The 23,205-nt window shown below is 37.0% G+C and carries 19 protein-coding genes, 1 other RNA gene and 2 pseudogenes; 14 read left to right on the top strand and 8 right to left on the bottom strand.

All coding sequences use genetic code 11. The annotated features are described in order from the left end of the window. Nucleotides 1-1,193: 1,193 nt before the first annotated feature. From ABE28_RS11165 to ABE28_RS11180, 4 genes are read left to right on the top strand one after another with little or no spacing between them, the layout of a single operon-like run. A complete protein-coding gene (locus tag ABE28_RS11165; protein ID WP_064465138.1) occupies nucleotides 1,194-2,207 on the top strand; it encodes a siderophore ABC transporter substrate-binding protein in 1,014 nt (337 codons plus the stop codon). 34 nt (nucleotides 2,208-2,241) lie between these two features. Then, entirely contained in the window at nucleotides 2,242-3,252 is a 1,011-nt protein-coding gene (locus tag ABE28_RS11170; protein WP_064465330.1) for an ABC transporter permease, read from the top strand. A gap of 2 nt (nucleotides 3,253-3,254) precedes the next feature. Continuing rightward, nucleotides 3,255-4,316 carry an iron chelate uptake ABC transporter family permease subunit gene (locus tag ABE28_RS11175; RefSeq protein WP_064465329.1) on the top strand — a complete coding sequence of 354 codons (1,062 nt, stop codon included), beginning with the start codon at nucleotides 3,255-3,257 and terminating at the stop codon, nucleotides 4,314-4,316. After that, nucleotides 4,313-5,065, top strand: a complete 753-nt coding sequence (locus ABE28_RS11180) for an iron ABC transporter ATP-binding protein (RefSeq protein WP_064465137.1) — start codon at nucleotides 4,313-4,315, stop codon at nucleotides 5,063-5,065. The genes ABE28_RS11175 and ABE28_RS11180 overlap by 4 nt, the downstream gene beginning before the upstream one ends. 92 nt (nucleotides 5,066-5,157) lie before the next feature. On the opposite strand, the gene ABE28_RS11185 is transcribed toward ABE28_RS11180, so the two are convergent. Then, nucleotides 5,158-5,649: a tyrosine-type recombinase/integrase gene (locus tag ABE28_RS11185; protein WP_083232045.1), complete on the bottom strand. Its 492-nt coding sequence runs from the start codon at nucleotides 5,647-5,649 to the stop codon at nucleotides 5,158-5,160. Further along, nucleotides 5,649-5,924 carry a tyrosine-type recombinase/integrase gene (locus tag ABE28_RS11190; protein ID WP_064465135.1) on the bottom strand — a complete coding sequence of 92 codons (276 nt, stop codon included), beginning with the start codon at nucleotides 5,922-5,924 and terminating at the stop codon, nucleotides 5,649-5,651. The genes ABE28_RS11185 and ABE28_RS11190 overlap by 1 nt, the downstream gene beginning before the upstream one ends. A gap of 247 nt (nucleotides 5,925-6,171) precedes the next feature. Between ABE28_RS11190 and ABE28_RS11195 the strand changes: the two genes are divergently transcribed. Continuing rightward, entirely contained in the window at nucleotides 6,172-7,461 is a 1,290-nt protein-coding gene (locus tag ABE28_RS11195; RefSeq protein ID WP_064465134.1) for a hypothetical protein, read from the top strand. A 173-nt stretch (nucleotides 7,462-7,634) separates the two neighbouring features. Here ABE28_RS11195 and ABE28_RS24510 read toward each other — a convergent pair. After that, a pseudogene (locus ABE28_RS24510) lies at nucleotides 7,635-8,668 on the bottom strand (IS3 family transposase); the annotation flags it as partial. 441 nt (nucleotides 8,669-9,109) lie between these two features. Between ABE28_RS24510 and ABE28_RS11205 the strand changes: the two are divergent. Together ABE28_RS11205 and ABE28_RS11210 are read left to right on the top strand one after the other, a co-directional pair. Beyond that, nucleotides 9,110-9,964, top strand: coding sequence for a hypothetical protein (locus ABE28_RS11205; protein WP_257390777.1), 855 nt, complete (start codon nucleotides 9,110-9,112; stop codon nucleotides 9,962-9,964). Nucleotides 9,965-10,442: 478 nt separating this feature from the next. Beyond that, nucleotides 10,443-11,364, top strand: a pseudogene (locus tag ABE28_RS11210) (HNH endonuclease). A gap of 414 nt (nucleotides 11,365-11,778) precedes the next feature. Here ABE28_RS11210 and ABE28_RS11215 read toward each other — a convergent pair. Beyond that, nucleotides 11,779-12,840: a DUF3900 domain-containing protein gene (locus ABE28_RS11215; RefSeq protein ID WP_064465131.1), complete on the bottom strand. Its 1,062-nt coding sequence runs from the start codon at nucleotides 12,838-12,840 to the stop codon at nucleotides 11,779-11,781. 581 nt (nucleotides 12,841-13,421) lie between these two features. On the opposite strand from ABE28_RS11215, the gene ABE28_RS11220 reads away from it, so the two are divergent. After that, nucleotides 13,422-14,720: a globin-coupled sensor protein gene (locus tag ABE28_RS11220; protein WP_257390811.1), complete on the top strand. Its 1,299-nt coding sequence runs from the start codon at nucleotides 13,422-13,424 to the stop codon at nucleotides 14,718-14,720. A 250-nt stretch (nucleotides 14,721-14,970) separates the two neighbouring features. On the opposite strand, the gene tatA is transcribed toward ABE28_RS11220, so the two are convergent. Next, a complete protein-coding gene (gene tatA / locus ABE28_RS11225) occupies nucleotides 14,971-15,177 on the bottom strand; it encodes a twin-arginine translocase TatA/TatE family subunit (protein ID WP_064465130.1) in 207 nt (68 codons plus the stop codon). A gap of 274 nt (nucleotides 15,178-15,451) precedes the next feature. Here tatA and ssrS point away from each other — a divergent pair. The 3 genes from ssrS (at nucleotide 15,452) to ABE28_RS11240 (ending at nucleotide 17,721) form a co-directional block, all read left to right on the top strand. Next, a non-coding RNA gene (gene ssrS, locus ABE28_RS11230) (6S RNA) lies at nucleotides 15,452-15,639 on the top strand. Between the two features lie 237 nt (nucleotides 15,640-15,876). Beyond that, nucleotides 15,877-17,232, top strand: a complete 1,356-nt coding sequence (locus tag ABE28_RS11235; RefSeq protein ID WP_064465129.1) for an MFS transporter — start codon at nucleotides 15,877-15,879, stop codon at nucleotides 17,230-17,232. A gap of 297 nt (nucleotides 17,233-17,529) precedes the next feature. Next, a complete protein-coding gene (locus ABE28_RS11240; RefSeq protein ID WP_064465128.1) occupies nucleotides 17,530-17,721 on the top strand; it encodes a hypothetical protein in 192 nt (63 codons plus the stop codon). Nucleotides 17,722-17,982: 261 nt separating this feature from the next. Here the strand turns inward: ABE28_RS11240 and ABE28_RS11245 are convergent, their stop codons facing one another. Continuing rightward, a complete protein-coding gene (locus ABE28_RS11245) occupies nucleotides 17,983-18,309 on the bottom strand; it encodes a YnfA family protein (RefSeq protein ID WP_064465127.1) in 327 nt (108 codons plus the stop codon). A 300-nt stretch (nucleotides 18,310-18,609) separates the two neighbouring features. On the opposite strand from ABE28_RS11245, the gene ABE28_RS11250 reads away from it, so the two are divergent. Further along, nucleotides 18,610-19,563 carry a DMT family transporter gene (locus tag ABE28_RS11250; protein ID WP_064465126.1) on the top strand — a complete coding sequence of 318 codons (954 nt, stop codon included), beginning with the start codon at nucleotides 18,610-18,612 and terminating at the stop codon, nucleotides 19,561-19,563. Nucleotides 19,564-19,597: 34 nt separating this feature from the next. Here the strand turns inward: ABE28_RS11250 and ABE28_RS11255 are convergent, their stop codons facing one another. Next, nucleotides 19,598-20,686, bottom strand: a complete 1,089-nt coding sequence (locus ABE28_RS11255) for an MBL fold metallo-hydrolase (protein WP_064465125.1) — start codon at nucleotides 20,684-20,686, stop codon at nucleotides 19,598-19,600. Between the two features lie 237 nt (nucleotides 20,687-20,923). On the opposite strand from ABE28_RS11255, the gene ABE28_RS11260 reads away from it, so the two are divergent. Next, the gene (locus tag ABE28_RS11260; protein ID WP_064465124.1) at nucleotides 20,924-21,673 is read left to right on the top strand and encodes a type II toxin-antitoxin system SpoIISA family toxin; all 750 of its coding nucleotides are present in this window, start codon (nucleotides 20,924-20,926) and stop codon (nucleotides 21,671-21,673) included. After that, nucleotides 21,674-21,853 (top strand): hypothetical protein, encoded by a 180-nt coding sequence (locus ABE28_RS11265; RefSeq protein WP_064465123.1) that lies wholly within the window; start codon nucleotides 21,674-21,676, stop codon nucleotides 21,851-21,853. It abuts the gene before it with no gap. A 267-nt stretch (nucleotides 21,854-22,120) separates the two neighbouring features. On the opposite strand, the gene ABE28_RS11270 is transcribed toward ABE28_RS11265, so the two are convergent. Beyond that, nucleotides 22,121-23,083 carry a sensor domain-containing diguanylate cyclase gene (locus ABE28_RS11270; protein ID WP_064465122.1) on the bottom strand — a complete coding sequence of 321 codons (963 nt, stop codon included), beginning with the start codon at nucleotides 23,081-23,083 and terminating at the stop codon, nucleotides 22,121-22,123. Nucleotides 23,084-23,205: the final 122 nt, after the last annotated feature.

Here is a 23,205-nt window from a genome sequence, read left to right on the forward strand (position 1 = left end):
GTTGGAGTAAGTAGTATTCTACATGCTGTTCTGGTAGGAAGTGACACTAGTATTCCTTTAGCCGGTTACAAGACTCATAGCCACCATACTTGCACGCGCAGGTCAAATTATGTGAGTTTAAGCCGTAAAAATTAGTATCTCTAAATACAACTGATACGCTTGATGCACCTAGCCTTGGAATTTCACTATTGAAGTTATTATTTACAAGTGCAACGTATATAAGAAAAGTAGCATTTGTCCCAATTAAATTTAAGGATATCTTTTTTGTTCAACTTTTCGGTCTTATGGAAATATTTTCTTACAAACTGCCTAGTTACAATGGGATTTCTCCTTAATTATAGATGCTATACAATGCTTTAGTGATAGAAAAGATCTATTATCATCGTAAATTAAATATGGAAATAACACGAGTAACAACCGGGATATCCATCCTGTTTTTTTCGTGTTTTTTTATGCTTGAAAAGGCATTAGGTAAAATGGGGTTTATTTTCTAATAAGTAAATTAAAGGAAGTATAATGCCCGGATTTTACAGATTGCTTCATTCACAATATTTTCACAGAACATAAAACTATACTTATTCATATAACGTTCAAACGAAAATGATTATCAATATTAATTGGAGGCTATGAAGAACTATTTTCAATTTACTTAATCATCTTAATCATTTTATTTTGAATGAAGTACATTATTTTAGGAGGAAAGCATACTGGGGTAAGAAAAATAATCATTTATCGCACCACTTTTATACGTAATCACTACGACTTCGTTGATTGCTTGCGGAGGACAAACGGAACAAAATTTAGCATTACAACTCCAAAGCCAACAGAGTTATATCAAAAGAAAAAGAAGAAGAGGATTAAACGGGTTGCGAAGTGAATATCTATGCAGCGCGACACTATATTGTATATGGATAATTTTACAAAAGTGTAGATTTTAATAAAGCGGCCTAGTTTAATCAATTTTATACCGTTTTTCCCTTTGATTCTAAAGGAGATTTTTTGTTGTCAAATCATATTTTGACGTGAACTTCCAAAATAATATTTTAAAAAGTTGGAATTGATAATTACTATAGCTGTGCACTAAATGAGATAAATAGTATTTAAATCGTATACAAATATACAGCATAGATAATAATTTCATCAATTCAACAATCTGTTTGTTTGTAAAGCTTATATGAGGAGAGAGTGTGGAAATGAGAAAATTTAAATGGACTGTTATTTTAGCCATGTTTCTTTTGATGTTGGCAGCTTGCTCAAATTCAAGTAATGAAAATGGTAAAACTGAAACTAAAGGGAAAGAAAAAGATTCTACTGAACCTTCGACGGTTGAAATCACTGATGCTCATGGAACTGTTACTGTTCCTGTAAATCCAAAGAATGTAGTTGCTTTGGATAATAGAACCTTTGAAACTTTAGCTAATTGGGGCATTGAATTAGCGGCTGTTCCAAAGGATGTCATGCCAGCGGATTCATCATATGTAAAGGATGAGTCAGTAAAAAATGTTGGAAATCACCGTGAACCAAATCTTGAAATCATAGCAGCGGCAGATCCTGAACTTGTAATTGTCGGTCAAAGATTTGCTAGCTATTATGAAGAGATAAAAAAATTAGTGCCAAATGCTGCCGTAATTGATCTTAATGTTGATGTATCTGAGGAAGCTAAAACGCCTGGAGAAAATTTAGTGAATGGACTTAAAGAGGCTACAACTTCTTTGGGCCAAATTTTTGATAAAAATGAGGAAGCTAAACAATTGGTAGCTGAATTTGATCAATCTATCAAAGATGCTAAATCTGCCTATAACGGAAAAGATACAGTAATGAGTGTAGAAGTTGCTGCTGGGAATATTGGCTTTTCAGCTCCTCATTTTGGACGTGTTTGGGGACCGATGTATGATATTTTTGGATGGAAACCAGCATTAGAAATTGAAAATGCTACTTCAGATCATAAAGGTGATGAAATTTCGGTTGAAGCTATTGTAAAAAGTAATCCAGATTGGATTTTCGTACTAGATCGTGATGCTGCAGTATCTTCTACAACGGATGCTGTTCCTGCTCAGGATGTTATTGATAATTCACCTGCCCTTAAAAACGTAACGGCTGTTTCTAAAGGACAGATCGTTTATGCACCAGATGATACTTACACAAATGAATCAATCCAAACTTTTATAGAATTATTTAAAAACCTTGCCAATACTTTAGCTAAGTAGTCTAAAGGAGTATAGTATAGTGCCGAAAAAGACAATGCAACAAAATGCAAGGGTTGGGGGAGGTTCCCAACCCTTGCTTTATAACCACAACAAGATATGGACAAAACCTTTTATATTAGCGATTCTAATTGTTATTATTTTAGGCTTTGTATCACTATTCACTGGAGTTTATGATATACGCGGACAAGAGGATGGAATGGATATGTTTTTCATAACTCGTGTTCCAAGAACAGCTGCACTGATGCTTACGGGTGCTGCGATGTCAATGGCCGGACTCGTAATGCAACTTATTACACAGAATCGTCTGGTTGAACCTACCACAACAGGGACGATTGAATGGTCAGGTTTGGGACTTCTTCTTGTTTATTTATTATTTCCTGCACCCACTTTAGTTTTAAGAATGACGGGTGCAATCATTTTTTCTTTTATAGGAACGATGATTTTCTTTTTATTTTTAAGAAGAGTAAAACTTCGTTCGTCTTTGATCGTCCCAATCATTGGATTAATGCTTGGAGCAGTCATTTCTGCCATTTCCACTTTTATTGGACTCGTTTTTCAAGTGACGCAAAATATTGAAACGTGGTTTGTAGGTTCTTTTGCACCAGTTCAAATTGGAAGATATGAATATTTATGGCTAATAGTTGTCGTTACTTTTCTTATTTTCATTTATGCTAATAGATTGACTTTGGCTGGGCTAGGGGAAGATGTCGCAACAAGTCTTGGAGTGAATTACAATAGGATCGTTCTTTTTGGTACTGGTCTTATTTCTTTGGCAGTTGGAATTGTTGCAGCTGTTATTGGAAACTTACCTTTTTTAGGTTTAATTGTACCCAATATTGTTTCCATGTTTAGAGGTGATGATCTCAGGGGGAATTTGCCGTGGGTATGTGTGATCGGAATGGGTACTATAACTGTTTGTGACATTATTTCTCGAACAATTATCATGCCTTTTGAAGTACCTGTTTCCTTAATACTTGGAACCGTGGGGGCAGTCATATTTATTATTATTTTATTGAAAAAAAGAAAACAAGGGGGGCTTAGATGAAGATGAATGCAATAGAATATAATAAAGCAAATGTCGAAATCGCTTCAAGCCCTCCTAATAAAAATAGATCGGCCAGAGCTTTTCGTTCTAAGAAAGAAGAAAGACGTTATTGGATTTTGCTGATAACATTGATTGCTTTGGGCGCCCTTTCTTCATATGGACTCCTGGTTTATAACAATCCAGTTCCAATGGACTCACCTTCATTTATCCCAGTTGTTAGAAGAAGGATAGAAGCTCTTGTTGCCATGATCATCGTTGCGGTTTGTCAGAGTTTGTCGACCGTTGCTTTCCAATCAATTACGAATAATAGGATTATAACGCCTTCACTTTTAGGTTTTGAATCCCTTTACTCAACCATTCATACGAGTACAATATTTTTCTTTGGTGCTAGTGCATTTATAAGTTTTAGTGGTCCTGAAGCATTTGGAATTCAAGTGATTGCGATGGTCGTGATGTGTTTGATACTTTATGGCTGGTTGCTTTCAGGAAAGTATGGAAATTTACAACTTATGCTATTAGTTGGAATCATTATTGGAACCGGGCTGGGCTCTGTGTCATCTTTTATGAGAAGACTTCTTGCGCCGTCAGAGTTTGATATTTTACAGGCAAGAATGTTTGGTTCTGTCAATAATGCCGATTCTGCATATTTTCCTATTGTTATTCCGATTGTAATCATTGTAGCTTTACTTCTTCTTGCTAATGCTAAGAAATTAAACGTATTGTCACTTGGAAAGGATGTCGCTACTTCTTTTGGAATTAAACATCAAGTTAGCGTAATTTATACTCTTATATTAGTATCCGTTTTGATGGCAATTTCAACGGCTTTGGTTGGCCCACTTACTTTCTTTGGGTTTTTAGTTGCAATATTGAGTTATCAAGCGGCGCAAACTTATGACCACAGATATATTTTTCCAATGGCTCTAGCTATAGGGTTTTTGATCATAACGAGTGCTTACTTTTTTATGTATCATATATTTCATGCTCAAGGTGTCGTTTCAGTTATTATTGAATTGTTTGGTGGATTGATATTTTTAATTGTAATTTTAAGGAAGAGGGCTTTATGATAAAGATTGATAATGCTAGAAAGCTGTATACTGATAAGGTAAAAATAGGACCTTTGAATATTGAAATACCAAAAGCTGGTCTTACTTCTTTAATTGGACCAAATGGTGCTGGGAAGTCTACAACACTTTTGATGATTGGAAGGCTTTTGGATATGGATGAAGGTCAAATTCAGGTGGCTAATATGGATGTTTCTGGATCTAAATCAAAAGAATTAGCAAAAATTTTGACCATTTTGCGACAAGAAAATCATTTTGTAACGAGGCTTACGATTAGACAACTAGTTGGATTTGGACGTTTTCCTTATTCAAAGGGAAGATTAACTAAAGAGGATGAGGCCATTATTTCTAAGTATATTGATTTTTTAGACTTGACTGATCTAGAAAATAGATATTTAGATGAGCTTTCTGGTGGTCAAAGGCAAAGGGCATATGTAGCAATGGTTTTATGCCAAGAGACAGAATATGTACTTTTGGACGAGCCTCTCAACAATCTTGATGTTGCTCGTTCTGTTCAAATGATGGAGCATTTGAGGCATGCTGCTAATGAATTTGGAAGAACCATTCTGACTGTCATGCATGATATAAATTTTGCAGCCAAATATTCTGACAGAATGTGTGCTATGAAAGATGGACAAATTGCCGCTTTTGGAACAGTAGAAGAGATTATGGACCCAGAGGTTTTGACAGATATCTTTGAAACGAAAATAGAAATCATCGATGGGCCTTATGGGCCAATAGCGATTTATTAGTTATAAAATTAAATGGAGCATAGAATCACCTCAAAAAACGCTATAAAATATTTAGAGAAGGTATCAAAACGGCAAAAAATCAGGAATAACAATTAACAAATCATTAAATATAATATCCAACAGCTTATTTCAATTAAAAATGAATACAAATCTGGGGCAAACCTATTAGGAATTGCTCCTTTTTTATTCCTCACCGTTAGAAAGTCCTTTCCCTTCATGGAGTTTAATAATGCCTTCACATTCTTCACAGAATAGGTCTTCATGACAGTTTTAGTTTCCATCAATAGAGAAACACCTGCCATTGGATTTTCGTTTAGGTAGCCCTGTTCAGAGTCAGTACAGTAAACAAAGAAAGACCGTAGGTTCTTTAATCTTGAATTGACAGTATTGGACTTTACATGATTCTGCTGTTCTACAATGAACTTCTTAATATCAACTTTATTGATTTCCTCTAATGAGATATTGCCCACAAATTTAATGAATTGCTTGATGTTATGCTTCATCAGATTAACGGTATTATTGCTATAGTTCTTTACTTGAAGTTCCAGTACATATTCGTCTAGTACATTTGATAGCAACATCATTACAGCCCCTTTAATGGAGAAGTAATATTATGCTGTCTCTTAACGTCCATGTTTGTCATTTGAATGTATTTCCTAGTCATTGACAAGTCTGAATACCCCAATATCTTCTGCAAGCTAAAAGGGTAGCCACCGTTCATGATGTACAGCAATGCACCTGTATGTCTCAGGATATGAGGTCGAACAGCTTTCTTTACTCCTGCTATATCTGCTACTTCATGTAATCGAGTTCTCCAAGTGTATGAAGTGATTTCCCTACCGTCATATGTAAGGAACAAAGTTTCCTCTCCACTTATGTAAAAGGAATAGAGAACACGAGGTTAATCGAAAAAGGTATGAACAGCCCTCTTACTACTATATAAAAATTATCGCCCAAGGGCTTTTTTAATTAGATAAACGATAAGAATCCCTAATCCATGAAGGAAAGGTTTTTTTATTGTCCAACAAACTTCTTAATACCCAACATTTCATGATTGACTATGTTAAAGTGTAAATAAATAACAAATGGGGGATGTGGCTTTAAAAATGAGTAATGAAATAAATATTTTGCAGTTTAACGAATACATAGACAAAAACAAAAGTGTTTTTTTATGCGGTAACGGATTTAGCATGAATTTTGATACTGACTTTGGACGTATTTATGATAAATTATTATCCTCTCATAAAAATGTAATTTACAATTCATCTTATGGAGTAAAGGCAAATAAAAATTTCACTCGCAAATGTATGGAAAACTTTCAAAGTGTTAAAAAGTTCCTGCGTAACATTTCTGAGGATTACTTGTATGGGATTTTTAATGATGCCTTAATTTTTGCTGAATCAATAATAGAAAATAAAAAGTTGATTGAAGTACTTTGGGAAGAAAAGTTAATTACAAAGCTAGGTTTTGGACTTAGCCAAATTGATATATTATATCAAATCTGTGAGGTTGGTAAAAATAAAGGTATTACTTATGTAAACATTGAACATTGGACTATTCTTATATACTTTTATTTTGCAATTAAAAAATTGAACCTGAATTACTATGAATTTCCTTCTAATAACTCCTTTATTACTGTTCTGAAAGTCGGAAACAAAAGCCCAATAAAACTATTGCCACAAGAACAACAAATCTATGAAGAAGTTACTTTTAATGGATTCACAACCTATTATCGGTTTTTGTTTTCCATAGCCATATTTTCAAATGGGAAAGCGTTGGATATGAGTATGCTATCAAATATCAATAACCTTGATATGGAAAGTATAAAGAATTTTTTAAATAAATTCGACTTGCTGCTTTCACTTAATTACGACAAAATAATGGAAAATATAGTGGGTGACCGTGTGGAACATTTCCATGGGGAATTTGTTAAGAATAAGACAGAATATGTTTCTTCTCAAAGTTTAGGTTTAAATTACGAAAACGGTTATGTTAGCTTCTCGGATATTTTAATTGGTGATTTCTTTATATTTAAAGCTTTTTTACCAGTTGTAAATAATTTTAGTAAGAATCCTTATAACAAAAAAGTACCCCATTTTTCCGATATAATGGATACTTTAATAAAAGATAATTCAATAAATAATATTGTTATCTTTGGTATGAATATAGAGAATGACCAACATGTTTTGAGAAATATAATGTTAGCATTTTACTTTTCTCAACAAATTAATCCTCAAATTATATATTGTTATTTCACCCCAGAAGAAAAGAGAGATTTTGAAGAACAATTTGAAGCGGTTATAACATTTAGCCCAGAAGTAAATAAATATGTAAAAAATATAAATGTTAGTTATATAAAAACACAAGAAGTATTGAAAGAATACTTTCAAAAGTAACTTTTAAGCAGGTCTTTTTAAATAGGAAATTGATTTATATTGCTATATAATTATCTAGAAAGAGGGGGGATAAATAGGGAAATGGTATGTCAACATTAAACCAAACAATTTTTTCAAGGGTTAATTTTTTATATTCTAGAGGGAGCTCCATGAATTCGTAGCTTATTAAATCAGTTCACATAGTCTCCAAATTCGAGAGTTAGCTGGGATAAGTTCGGAAATGTTTTTTTATTGGCGAGCTCAGTCTTAATGATTTTAAAGGTCGCTTCCGCGACAGCATTATCATATGGTCAACCTTTCATACTAAGTGAACGACCAATTTTAAAAGTGGCTAATGTTTCATCAATTAGCTTGTTTTTAAATTCATTCCCTCGATCTGTATGGAAGAGCTGAATATCATGAAGGTTTCCTTTGATGGATGCAAAGGCGCGTGCCACAAGCTGGGAGACCTTATTAGGTCCTGTACTGAAGCCAATAATTTCACGATTAAAGAGATCGACAAAGACACATATGTAATGCCATTTATTTTTGACTTTGACATATGTTAAGTCGCTGACCACTACTTTCTTCTCTTCTTCTTGATGAAATTCCCGATTTAATTTGTTAGCCAGGATTGATTCGTTACATGAGGATTGTTGCGGTTTGTATTGGGCGACTGTATAGGATGATACAAGCCCTTGTTCTTTCATAATCCGGCCAATCCGGCGTCTGGAGACCGTTAGGTCGAGCTTCATTAACTCTACTTTAATCTTACGTGTTCCGTATACCTTACGGTTCTTTTCAAATATATTTATATTAGCGTTTGTGATATCATTTTCTGAGTTTCGTTCCTTTGATTCGTAGTAATAGGTGCTCCGCGATAGTTCCAGGACGTTACACATGGCTGATACCGAGTATTTGTCTTTGTTTCGCTTAATAACATTTACTTTCGTCCTAGTATCAGCGCTGCTTGCTTTAAAATATCATTCTCCATCTGTAACTGCTTCAATTCTTTTCGTAGTTTATTAAGCTCCTTTTCCTCGGGAGAACGGTTATCTTTCTCCTTAAAGGAACCTGTGTTTTCACTCTGTTGAATCCACCGATCTAAAGAAGAAGGAGTTAGTTCATATTCTTCAATAAGAGCCTTTCGTGTTTTTCCGCTTTAATAGAGTTGAATCATCTGTTCTTTAAATTCGGAAGTGAATGTACGGCGTTCTCTTTTCGTCATTTTGAGTGCTCCCTTATCTGTAGTAAGTTAAGTCTAGCTGCCCTTAAACTATCTGTCCATATAAGTGTAGACGATTCACAGGTTCGCTTGAAATTTTAGATGAGCATTTAAGTAAATTAAAAGAAAAACAAATAGCAGGCTGTAATGAGGAATAATGCTAAGTATTTTTTATGGCATTCTAAATATCATTCTTTATCAAAAGTTAAATGAACGTGTTGATAAATTATTTCTAGATCAAGTTAAGAGACGTATACCGTCTCTTTTTTTATTGTTACTTATTACTCACTGTTATTCCTGAAAAGTGAGAATTAATATCTAAAAAATGAGTAAATAATAACAAATTATTGAAAAATTTATAGTAATATGTAATTATATTCCTAATAGTGTGTGACTTTAAAAGAGAGGTGTTTTTATTTGGTTAGTATTTATGAAGCCTATTATATGGAAAATAAAAAGAAGGAATTGATTGATATAAATAACATAAACTCTGCTGAATATAATAATAAGTATAAAGGTCATCTTTATTGTACAACAATAAATTGTAAAGCTAAACTTTCATATGTTTTTAGAGATAATAATAGTGATCATTTTAGGACGTGGAGGGAAAGCCCTCATATAGAAACATGTCTTTATTATTTCGAAAAAACAAGATCTCGTGAAGGAAGAAGAACAGAAGGACAAGTTATTGGTATAGCAAGTGATGAAAGGATAATAAGGTCTCTCAGAGAAGCGTTTGCATTAGAGATGATGACTGAAGCGGAAAAAGTTAAGAGGTTGGAAAGAGATAGAGAGAAGAGAAGAACCAAAAGAGAAAGAGACAAAATAAGAGGCAGTAAGGATTCGACACCTGCGCATAGAATAGTATCGAATCCAGATGAAATCGATGAAACTACCCACACTGACGGTTTTCGATTATTTAAGAAAAATGCAGATGCATTGAAAGAGGGAGATATAGGACAAACTAGAACAGTTACTGGAATTTTAAAAGGGGTGAAAATTAATAATAGTACAAATACAGTAATAGTAGTTGAGAAAAATAATATTAAGGTAGATATAAAGTTTGAAGAAGCATTCTTTGCTGCCAATAACCGTTATATTGGAATGTTTCATTATCTAGAAAGATACTTTAATGACTTCGATAATTTGGTATTCTCAGCCACAGGGGAAGTTAGGTTTAACAAAGCTACTGGAGGATATGAAATTGTAGTATTTAATAGTGTCGGGTTTTTAATTCACGGAAAAATGTTAGAAAGAATAGCAGCAGATTACTCTATTGCTGATGATGAATTGGAATAAGAAATATAAAATGTAGGTTTTTTTATTAATTAAGAAAAGATCATTTGTTATTTTCATTTTTAACGTAGTTCCTATGTGTTGTTATAAATGAGCTATTGAGCTACAATGAAAAATATGATTACGGTCTAAGTCGAAAAGTTGACCGTTAAACTGAACGGAAGAAGTACAGCGATAGAGTAGTTCAGCTGGGTAGAGCAACGCCCTTAAGGCGTCAATCGGAAGTTTAAATCTCCCTATGGACGGCACATTGAAAAGAGGTTGATATATTAAGGTTCTCTGATTAGAAATAATCAAGAGTGTCCGACGTATATCAACCTTTTTTGTGTTGTTTTTATGTTTTGCCGTCTAACAGAACACCATTATCACACAGGATGATTTTGGCTTTCCTATACGAATAAGTAGAAGGTGTTATTTTAATAGAACATTTATTGTAAAATAGAACTAATCAAACAGGCAATTTGTTTTAGGGGGAATCAATTTGAATAATTTTATCGTTATGCAAGGTCACACTATCAGGAAGAAAAAGAACTAGGGATTATTTGGTCGCCACAACAAGATAAAGAAGGAAATGTACAGCACTCATGGCAACGTATGAAAGAGGTACAAAAAGGCGATCGAATCTTTCACTATGTAAAAGGTTTATTTATTGCAATTAGCGTTGCAAATGATAATTATGAAAATGCACCTAAACCTTCTATTATGCAAAATCATCGCAAATGGAACGATGAAGGCTTTTTAGTGAAATTAGAATACCATGAGTTAGATGTACCATTAAATGTTAGAGCTAGTTTTAATGAAATTCTCCCGTTCCTTCCAATTAAGTATTCAGCGTTTCAACAAAATGCTGATGGCAATCAAGGCTATTTATATCCTTGTAATGAGGAACTGGCTATTAAACTTCTAGATTTGATTAGTGATTTAAATATATATCAAGTAGACCAGGAACAACTTGAGCTATCGATTGATAATGTGAGAAGAACTGAAAGAAATACATTAGTTCCAGTTATTGCAGAAACAGAATCAGAAGTAAAAACAAAAATTCGTTTAGGTCAACAGAAGTTTCGCAAGTATCTTACGCCATTGTGGGATCATAAATGCGCATTATGCAGTATTGATTTACCTGAGTTACTAAGAGCGAGCCATTCGAAACCCTGGAAAGATAGCACAAATGAAGAACGTTTAGATCCATACAACGGCGTACTGCTTTGTTGTAATCATGATGCCTTGTATGATAAAGGGTTAATTGCATTTGATGGACAAGGACGTTTGCACATTTCTTCAGTTATCTGTAATGAAGATTATTTGAAGTATGGATTAGACCAAGTACTAAAATTCAGATTCATTCCAAAAATAAAGTATACTTTAAGTGGCACAAGATGAATATTTTTGAAACAAAGTAATGTAATCTATAATCCGAATTTGTTTATTATAGCTTAAATTGATCCTGTCCCCAAAAGTGTTACATGTGATTACATGTGATTATATGTAAACATAAATCATAGTAATCTTGAATACATTTAAAGTTTTTCAAAATACTAATATGCCAAGAGTTAATGATCGAAAAAACGTGAAAATGACGATGACGTGCAGGATATTTATCATAACTAATAGTTATCAACAAAAAGGCAGTAAGCAAAGATAAGCTCACTGTCTTTTTGAATTAATATTTGGTTGTACTTAATTAAAGGAAACCCTTATTTAAATGTTTTAGAGCATAAATTTGATCACACAAAGGATCACAAACGTTTAAATAGCACTGTTTTTATGATCACAACAATGATCACAAAACCCCTAAATTAATCATCACCATTCCCTCAAACCTTCCTACTAATCTTCTCCACAATCTCCATCAAATCATCCGGCCTATGAAATTCAATCGGCGACACGCCTTTATCGAACTCGATCGTATCGGATTCTATCATCAATACATACTTCCCATTAATCTTTCCTAAATGGATGCTTTCGCCGAAATCGGCTAACAGTCCTTTGATGGATGTACTGCCAAGCTTCATGCGCAGTTCGGCTTCAGGTGTATGCTCGACAATCTGGGCTGTGGCTTCGACGACTTGGTGGGTTTCAAGGCGTTCTTGAATTTCACGTTTTTCACTCGTTTCCCAAATTTCGAGATCCTGTTCGAATTTGTGCAGTTCGTCACTGTTTTCTTCGAATTGGGCGGATACATGTTCATGGACCATATGGATGACCTGGTTTTTCATGATTTCCGGCATCGATTCACCATATTCGACGAATTTCAGGAAGTCCTCGAAGTAGCGGGCATGTGAGGCCTGGTGTATTTTCAGTTCGGCTTCCTCGACGATTCCTTCTTCGGGCATGTATGGGTATTGAATCGATTTCATATTTTTTGTGGTGATGGCCATTTCGACGTGCCTGATCAAGGTGCGTTCATCCGATATTGAAGCGACCTTTGGCTCAAAATCACATTTAAGCAAGAAAACGAATGGTTCATCGAAATACTTTGTCAGTTTAGCTGAAGCGATGAGAAAAACACCGCCGCGGACGGCACTTGTATCAATATAGGACCGTGTGAATTGTTCATTTTCCGCCTGGAATTCTTCTTTTGTTTTGGCATAGCGGACACGGCTAAATACATTGTAATTAGGGTTTGAATCAAGTGCATGTCCATCCTCGACAATGAAGGTACCGATTTTCGTCGGTACTTGTTCCGTTTTCGGATGACGGTCCACTTTTCGTTTGGAAATTTTCATCAATTCCCCATCCAAGAAATCCTTAAGCGGACTTTCTTCGTATTCAGCCGTATCAAGCGTTTGAAAATGTTTAAAGCGTTTATCGGCCTGATCGCCCTTTCCTTCGACTTGAATTAAATAAAAAGACAGATAGGTAATCGTAAAATCCATGCTTGTCACCTTTTCCAATTAGTATATATACTTCCCGTACTTTTCTTATGACTTAATAAGTATAGAGATGTAAGATGATTGCGTCAACAGCCTGAAGCTCTTGAATGAATCGGCCCTTTCCTTTTTATCATCGCATTTTTAATTGTGAGTGCCGGAAATAAAACGATTGATTTCAAAGCCTGAATAGCTGTGGAAAGCGGGAATTCTACCGTTCATCTACCTGTAGCTGAGGGAGCGAGAACTCTGCGGGATATGCGACCATGCATGCAATAGAGCGGTTAGGGAAGACATCAGCCTCTGGAGGTTAAGGGCCAGCAAGTGTAATGATCTTTTTTTCAATCAATATCCAGCAGGAATGCTAAATACACTCTTCAAATTGAGAGGATTAAAACGGTAAGTACGCGACTCCAGCATATAAGGCACGTGTCCAATCGGAAACTAAACGGAGTTCTCTGTTTTGAGGACATTGGTGTTGGGTGTCAGGTTCTGCTTTAGAGGAAAATTCATTATTTCGTTTAAGATTATTGCGTACTATGTCGAAATAATAAATAGTGGTACAAAAATTGGAGGACAATTCAGTGATGAAAATTAGGTATAGAAGCAGAAAAAAAATGGAAGCGGTAGATTATTTGCAATATAAGAATCAAGTCGGAATTAACATTACCGAATATCCAGGTGTATTGACGCAAGTGGACATGATTCATTTAACGAGTGCGGATTTATGTATCATCCGTTCTTTACAGGAGGAAGTGAAAAATCATTTACCCGAAATTGTTGATAATTTTTATAGAACTTTGGAAAATGAGCCTTCTTTAATGAACATCATTTCCGATAACAGTTCCGTTGAAAAACTGAAAAAGACCTTGTATCGCCATATGTTCGAAATGTTCAGTGGTACTATAGATGATGGGTATATTAAACAGCGCTATGTTATCGCGCACGTGCATGTTCGTATTGGGCTGCAGCCAAAATGGTATATGAGCGCATTTCAAGATTTATTGCAATCATTGATCCTTCATGTGCTGTCCAGCATAAAGGTTATTGAACAATATCAGAATACGATCCTGGCTATCACAAAAATATTCAATTTGGAGCAGCAAATCGTTTTAGAGGCATACGAGCTTGAGAATGATAAGATTCGTCAAGTAAACCTGGAAGCTAAGGAAACGATTAAGCTTCAGGTGAATCATAACGCAGAAGAATTGGCAGCAGTCAGTGAAGAGACGAGCTCGGCGACTCAATTAATGGCAAATAAGGTTTGTGAAATCCATGGTTTCACCGAGAAGGGCTCAGAGATTGCGATTCAAGCAGAGCGGAAATCAAATGAAGGAGTGGAGCTGTTACAAGGATTGGAAAAAAGATTGGTGAAAACACAGGAGCAGATGATCATCATCGCAAAGGATATGGAGCAGCTGGCGAAAACATCAAAGGAAATCGAACGGATCGTCACGATCATCACATCCATTGCGGAACAAACGAATTTATTGGCGTTGAATGCAGCAATTGAAGCGGCAAGGGCAGGGGAAAATGGCAAAGGTTTTGCGGTTGTGGCGGGTGAGGTAAGGAAGCTGTCGGAAAACACGAAGGATTCCATATCGGAGGTAGTGAAGTTGGTTAGCGGCATAGCACATTTCACCAATGTAATGAATACATCGATTTCCTTGGTTACCGGGGAAATCACGGAAGGCACGAAGCAAGGAAAAGAAACCGGCCTGTTTTTTTCCGATATTGCCAAGTCTATGCTCTCGGTAAAAGAGCAAAATATAAAAATCACTCAGGAAATGACAGAACTGAGTGCAATTTTCGATGATATTAACGAAACATTCAACCAAGTGGCCATTTCATCTGACCAATTAACCCAAATGACGATGATCCTGTAAAGAAAAAATGAGGAGTAATTATACATTGTATTTCAAAAATCACCTCGCTAGAATATATCTAAAAACCCTTTTGAAAACGGTCAGCAAAAAAGAAACACTTGATAAAAGCAGGGGGCAATGTTATAGTAATAAAGCGATGAGCTAATTTGTGTAAGCCGCGGAACAAGCTTTTAGCTAAACGTCGGGATGTGGCCTGACGGTTCTACGCCTCAAACGCATCAAAGACGCCTGCTGCGTGCAGGCGTCTTTTTCATTTTGCCGATTCTTTTCTAGCTGTTTGAACATCCTCTTTGAATTCCTCTTGAATTTCTTCGGTGATACCCTTTGTTGCATCCTTGAACTCCCTGAGTGAGGTGCCAACTGCTCGTCCGATTTGCGGAAGCTTACTCGGTCCAAAAACAATCAGAGCTAAAAGAAAAATCAATATTAAACCGGGGAAACCAATGTTTGAAAGCATGTTTTTCACTCCAATCCAATCTATTAATTCATATTATAGACCCCTACTATTCATTTGCAAAGATTATTTACTATTTATTGTAAAGATTCGGTTCTTTGCGATCAGGCTTCCGATTGTAGATGTTTTTATGCTTCCTTATTAAGCAAATGAAATGTATGAGGATGCACATTTTCGGGAATTTCTCGAGTAAGTCGCCAGTCGAAGATGATGTGAATATTTTCCCCCCAGGAATGAAATAACTTGCAAGAGTGAAGGAAGTTATGTATTATAACTATACAAGCTGCGTTGTTCGTAATGATAATTAAGTTTTAACCTTTAAGCTGTAATAGGGAGTTTTACATTGAAACAGGAATGTTATGCCTCGTCACTGACCTGGACAACAGGATTGTTTCTGCAAACACCCACTTTGAGGAGTGGTGGTTTAAAACTTTCTTACTTGAATACGGCAATGGCGGCTTCCATTTTAGAAGTAGAAACCAGTTCCTTATAGGAACTGGTTTTTTGTTGTTTTAAAAAGTGCATCTAACTGAAGGTTAATAAATTATTGATAGATAGTGGAAAAATGTTATTGAATTATCAGATAACTGGATATTATAATATTAATAGTTAACAAAGTTCACTATTAATATAATTAAAAACGAAAAAGTAAGCGTTATCATTTGCGGTAATTTCTTCAGGTTCATGAGAGGAGTATGTTCAATGGCTAAAATTAACACGACAGAGGTAATTGGCAACAGTAGATTTAATCGTTTTCATTTCAGTTTGCTGGCATGGTGCTTCGTCATTATCCTTTTTGATGGATATGACCTTGTCATTTATGGGACAGTCGTTCCCATATTGACCGAGGAGTGGGGCCTCACTTCGGTCGAGGCGGGGGCTATGGGAAGCTACGGTTTGTTTGGGATGATGTTCGGGGCAATTTTCTTTGGCATATTGGCGGATCGGATTGGCAGAAAGAAAGTCATTGCCATCTCATTGATTTTATTTAGTTTATTTACTTTTTTATGTGGGTTTGTAAATACACCCACGATGTTTTCGACTTTTCGGTTTTTAGCGGGCTTAGGTCTTGGGGGAGTCATGCCAAACGTGATTGCTTTATTGACGGATTATTCCCCGAAAAGGATGAGGAGCATGTTCGTTTCAATCGTTTTATGCGGTTATTCTGTTGGAGGGATGCTTGCCCCCACCCTTGGAATTATCCTTATACCCTCAGTAGGTTGGCAATCCATTTTTTGGTTTGCAGGAATACCTGTCTTGTTTATACCTATTTTGCTGAAGCGATTGCCGGAGGCTTCGGCGCATCTTATCAGGGTTAACGGAAAAGAAGAATTGCTTAACATATTAACGAAGGTCAATCCAGCGAACAAATTTAATTTGGAAGACGAATTTTTGGATGTGGAAAAAAAGGATGTAAACATACCAATCATTGGGTTGTTCAAAGACTCTCACACTATTGGCACCCTGATGTTTTGGACCGCCTATTTTATGTGCCTGTTGATGATATTTGGGCTGAATACATGGCTGCCAAAGCTGATGCTGGAGGCAGGGTATGCGCTGAACTCAAGCTTAGGTTTCTTGGTCGTCCTTCAAGGGGGGGCCATCGTAGGTACGCTCATCATTGCTAAACTATGTGATATATATGGATTTAAAAAAATGCTCGTACCCATGTATGCGTTAGGGGCAGTCAGTTTGACTTTAATGGGTATGGGAGGAAGCTCCTTCTGGATTTACATATTGGTAGCGGTCGCTGGAGCTTGTACAATTGGTGCCCAAAACCTTGTACAGGCCTTTGTTTCCCAATACTATCCAGCCATCATTCGGTCGACGGCACTTGGCGTGGCCTCTGGAATCGGAAGGATTGGCGGGATGCTTGGCCCGATACTTGGCGGTTTTTTATTATCCATTTCATTACCCATTCAATTGAACTTCATTGCCTTTGCCATTCCTGGTCTGATTGCCGCCATTGCTTTATCATTTGTTCCAATTAAGCTGGATCATTACAAAAGTGATCTTTCCAAGGGAAGAGCTGGTATGGAAGTGGAAACGAAGAATTGATAATCACATTAAAAGGCAAGGTATTATCACAGGATTTCTGGCTATCATTTCGTGCTTTTCTTCTTTTCTCGCCAGCCTGTTTATTGTTGGAATTTTCTCTAAATTATTCACGATGACCTTATCTTCAGGCTCTTGCTATAAAGAATGAAGAAACGAGATGAATTGTTCATAATTTCGTAATACGTATGGCTCCAATATCTTTAGAATAAATGGTAGAATGGAGGTACGGATAAATAATTCCTCCTTCACAAGGAGTGAAGCAGAAATTAATCTCATCTATTGAGAGGAGTCACCACGTTGTTGAAAATTTTAAAACATTTAATTTTTTGGTTATGCATGATCGGGACGTTATTCTCAGTGGTGTATTTCTTTGTAGCGGAAATACCGCTGTACATTAAATTGCTAGGCGGAGCCATCCTTCTTTATCTTGCTTACGATTTAATAACCGAATCAAGGGAAAGAAAGCGTAAGGAAGCATTGGATGCTTAATGAATAAAGGTAAAATCCCTCAAATAGAGGGATTTCAGACTGTAGACAAACTCGATGAATATCGAGTTTGTCTATTTTTATGGTATGACAATGTGGCCGTTGATTCCCTCTCCAGGTACTCGCTTATCCAGAGGCGGTCCGGGAGCCTCTGGGGTCTCCCGTGTCTTGCATCCCGCAGGAGTCTCGAACACCCGCACCAATCAGTTTGATCCTTTAGAGAACCCTTTTGCCATTATGAACAACATTTTCCTTAAGCATTATTCAGTGCCTGGGAGCCCAAATGATGACTGATACGCCGGCTAAACAGATGGCAGCTCCCACCCAATCATATATATCAGGCGTTTTCTTATCGATGCCCCATCCCCATAATACCGATAATACAATGAAAACCCCGCCATATGCGGCATATACACGTCCAAAGGTAGGAAACGTTTGGAAAGTGGCAATGATGCCGTATAACACCAACCCAAAACCGCCAAATAAACCGAGATAAATGGATTTGCCCTCTCTTAACCATTGCCAAATAAGATACCCTCCGCCAATTTCGGCAAGACCTGCTATAAGGAATATCCCTATCGTTACTAACATATATGTATCCCTCGCTTCCTCGTTGGAATTTTACCATATTTAACACGGTTTTTTTTGAAAAAAGTAGGTATCGCCATAATGGATTGAATTTTTCAGGATTTGCTTATGTGTTTTATGCTAAGGATCGACATCCTTCTAGGCTCTGAAAATGATGTCTAAGGGATGGAGATCTCCGGTCTGGTTCTTGAAAAGTTTATATGTATTTAAATTTATAATATCCAAATAAACGCTTCAATTAGGCTGAAATAGGGTACTATACCTAAAAAAGAACTATAGTAATCTAGCTGAGGAGTTGCAACCATGAAATCCCGAACATTCGCATATATGCTGGCGGTCGTACATGCAAGTATCGTTGGTTTATCATTCTTATTCACGAAGATGGCCATTGCAGAGTCGAATCCCCTGGATACTTTGGCATTCCGGTTCACCGTCTCTTTCGTCATCATTTTATTGCTTGTCGCCATGAAGGTCATTAAGGTGACTTATACGTGGGAGTCGATCAAGTACCTGATACCGCTTTCCTTGTTATTCCCAACGCTTTTCTTTGCCTTCCAAACTTTCGGGCTGAAGTATTCACAGTCCACGGATGCTGGGATTTTATCTGCGGTTACACCTATTTTAACATTAATGATAGCTGGATATTTCTTGAAGGAGAAAACTTCTTTATATCAAAAGCTCTCAATTGTATTGTCTGTGGTAGGAGTCATTTTTATTTTTGTCGTGAAAGGGAGCACCATCAATTTCTCCGATATGCTTGGTATGGTGCTGATCCTGCTATCCTGTATCGCCACCGCTTGCTATACAACGATGACCCGTTCACTCGCCAAGGACTATACACCAGGTGAAATGTCCTTTTTCATGATGGGGACAGGTTTTATCGTTTTTAACGTGGCCGCACTCTTTTCCCATCTGAAGCAGGGATCGATGGGCACTTTTCTCTCGCCATGGTCGAGCATGGAATTCATTAGCTCCATTTTGTACTTGGGAATATTGGCTTCATTGGTCACATCGTTATTATCCAATACGATTTTAACAAAAATCAAGGCGTCACAAATGAGCGTATTTGCCAATCTTTCCACTGTAGTCACCATTGCTGCAGGAGCCCTGATACTGAATGAAAAGATTACGATTTATGATTTAACGGGATCGATATTGATCATTTTAGGGGTGATAGGCACGAATTACTTTGGAGGGAAGAAAGAGCATTCTTTAAAAATGAACCATGGATATAAAGAGGAGAGACGTGTGAAATGAAGGAAATGGTCCATCCCAATGGGATGGACCATTTCTATTTCCACCATACTGTTTGCGGGAATTCTTTTGCCCCGATTATTACGGGTTCACCCAGTTGAGGGGTACAGACCTGTACGGCGAGTTCGGTGGCGGCTTTTGTTACCCGCTCGATTGGATCTGTCCAATCATGAAATGAGAGGGTGAATCCAGCCCAATGTATTGGAATCATCCTTTTTCCTTGCACATCGATATGTGCTTGAACCGTTTCTTCAGGCATCATATGAATCGTGGACCAGCGGTCATCGTATTGGCCGCATTCCATCAAGGTTATATCAAAGGGCCCGTATTTCTCGCCGATTTCTCTAAAATGGATGCCATAGCCGCTATCGCCGCTGAAAAATATGTTTTGATGCTCACCACTAATCACCCAGGAACACCAAAGCGTCGAATTGCCATCCGTTAAACTCCTTCCGGAAAAATGCCTGGCAGGCGTACAAACAAAATGCAAACCCTTGAATGAAACCTCCTCCCACCAATTATGTTCGGAAATCCGTTCTTGGTTAACGCCCCATCGCTCCAAATGCCCCCCTACACCGAGGGGAACGATGAACTGGCTTACTTTATCTTTTAATGTCTTGATGGAGTGGTAATCCAAATGGTCGTAATGATCATGCGATAGTATTACGGCATCGATAGGCGGCAGCGAATCCAGGTCAATGGGCAGCTCCCCGCTAAATCGCTTGTTCCCGAACCAAGGAAAGGGGGTGGGGGCCTTCCCGAACATTGGGTCCACCAAGATTGTTTTTCCATCCAATTCCAACATGAAGGCCGAATGGCCAAACCAGGTTATCTTATTGGAATCTTCCATTGATGCAGGTCCTTTTGTTCCAATGGCAATGGGGGTGTTTGGCCGCTTTCTCGGATTTCCTTTTATGTAATCCCGCAAAATGGAGCCCGTATGCTTTAAGCTCATCGCTTGACTGGCGGGTATCTGATTCTGGAATTTCCCATTGGCGAAGTTCTCATTGTCATTGAAAGTTTTCACTTTTGCTTTAGTGGTCTTTCTCCCTAGCGGAGGATAGAGCTTAAGGAAAAGTAACAATAAAATAAAAGAAGAAACGATGATCTTTATAGTTTTCAGCATGAATATGTTCCTCCATATTAAATAAATCTTTTTGTTTACTTATCATATCACAGACGGGGGAAGGTTATTTACTGAGATGTACCGTAAATTTTCCCTGCTGCAAACAATGGCTCTTAGGCGGGGATTTTTGTGAGAGCATAAGTTTTCACAAACTCGAGGCAGGGAAAAGAGGAATATGAAATGAATAATATAGAGAGAAGAAAGGTTTAAGGCGTATGAGGGGTAGGGGGATAAACCTTGTTGATTTTTTTCAGAGTCTTTGTTTGGGCAGTGTTTTTAGCATTAGTGGCCTACGTTATCTTGTCTTGGAAATATAAAGACAAGGTAAGTAAAAAAATTGAAGTGATCCGGAAAACCTGGTATATCATTTTTATACTGGGGGCGCTGATTTATTGGAATTTCTATCCGAAGAGTATATTCAACGAGTGGAAAAACTTTTTAATCATGGCAGTTGTCTTCATCTTGATTGATATGTTCGTGTTCTTGAGCATGTATATTTCGAAGATCGGCGATAACGAATTATCTTATGCAACAAAAGCCGTTGCCGAAAGCGATAAGCTATTAACGGATAACAGGGAAAAAGTCAAAAATATGTTTCACTTGTTAAAGAAAGAGGGGATACCTGAATATTATCAAACGCATAAGGAATACTTGGCTTATTTAAGCATTCTCCTTCAAGCTTATGCTGCAAAGGAGGCGATGAGCGTGAACATTCTTCCTTTCAAGACGGAACATGACAAGCAACTGGTGATAAATGGGCATCCCAACTTGAATGGCAGCACCATTCGTGCTACATTGGAAAGAGAAGATACGTATTATAACGATGAAGAAAAAATGGCACTCCAGCCAGTAAGCATTTTGATGGAACCATATATCCTTGATGTAAAATCGGAAAGCTTCGTATCAGAAGTCGATTGTTTATTGATAGCGTTACTGATCATGATGTTCGACATGGTCATAAAACAAAAGCCAGGTGGTGAAGGTTAGATGAGCATTTATGATAAAGTCGGCAGTGAAGTTTCGGTTGCAGTAATCAAACCACAGGTTAAGATACCTAATGTTGGCTTAAGCCCCCATACTAAAAAAGTGATGAAGCAGAATGAGCGCATCATCTTGAAAGAAAAAGAGAAGACGGCACGCTTCAGCCGCTTGAAAAATGTTTTATAAGGATTTGGGCGGAGGTTTTTCCTTAGCCTGTATGATATTTGTGAAAAACCCGCATATACTATTCAAAACTAATGAATAGGAAGGGTCTTTCAGAATATGAACAAAAAACCCGAGAGAGTGAACATCCCGGCCCCCTCCGCTTCACCATCCGAACAACGGATACATAAGGAAAATGCTGCTTTGCTGAAGCTTTTACAACGGATGAAAGCTAAACGATGGATTTTTTTTAGGTAATCGAAAGCCAGTCTCTAATGAGATCTGGTTTTTTTATTTTCCAGACAGGTGATGATCGTCCTCCTTTTGTCGAGACTCTTTTTCCATATACATCATTCTATCCGCTTTTTTTAACAGCGCATCCATATCTGTCCCATCGTGAGGGTAAAAGCTTATCCCCAAACTTGCGGTAATAAAATAATCATTACCGTTGATGAGAATGGGCATGGTCGATAAACGTTTCAATAATAATTCAGCACTGTATTGTGTACTTTTCATTAAATCCTCACCTTGCGATGGCTGAATTAATACAATGAATTCATCACCACCAATACGGGCGACATGACTATCATCTGGTACGTTTTGCAATAAGCATTCAGCCGTTTTTTTAATGACCGAATCTCCAATATCATGACCAAAGGAGTCATTGAAGAATTTAAAATGATTAAGATCGATATAAAGTATGGCCATTTCAACGTTCCGTTTATCCGGATTATAATCCAAATAATGATAAACGAAGTTCCTATTATACAGGTTTGACAATGCATCCCTGATAATTCCATTCTCAAGAATGAGGGTTTGACATGCTAAAGAGGCAAGAGACTTAATCAGAGTCAGATCATATTGCTTAAAATCATAAGGTTTAATATCAAAGGCACATAATGTTCCAAGCACTTTGCCGTCATATATTAGCGGGGCACCCATAAAGGAGCCATTTCCAATGAACCTCGTAACGGGATGGCCGCTAGTCAAAGCGTGTTCGGCTAAACTTGGGATGACAAGTGGCTCGGCGCCGTTTTCAGCAACTAATTTGCAAAATACCATATTATAAGGGAGCACGTCACCATCACAAATCAGCTTTGCATGCCTATTGAAGGACTTGATCGTAAAACTTTTCGTGGGATTTACTATCGATAGGAAGAATGTGTTCACTTCAATCGTTTGTGACAAAAGTTGCAACACTTCTTTAGCAATGGAGTCGAAATTTTTATAGTAATTGATATCATGCTGTATCATTTCCAGGCTCCTTTATATCTATAATCTTTTTAGCTTTCCAAAAATTTTTGCTATTGAACGGCAAAGAAACAAAAGTGGGAACGTGACAGTTTTCCGAAATTCCACTAAACTCGAATAAGAGA

The organism is Peribacillus muralis (assembly GCF_001645685.2).
GTDB classification, from domain to species: Bacteria; Bacillota; Bacilli; order Bacillales; family DSM-1321; genus Peribacillus; species Peribacillus muralis_A.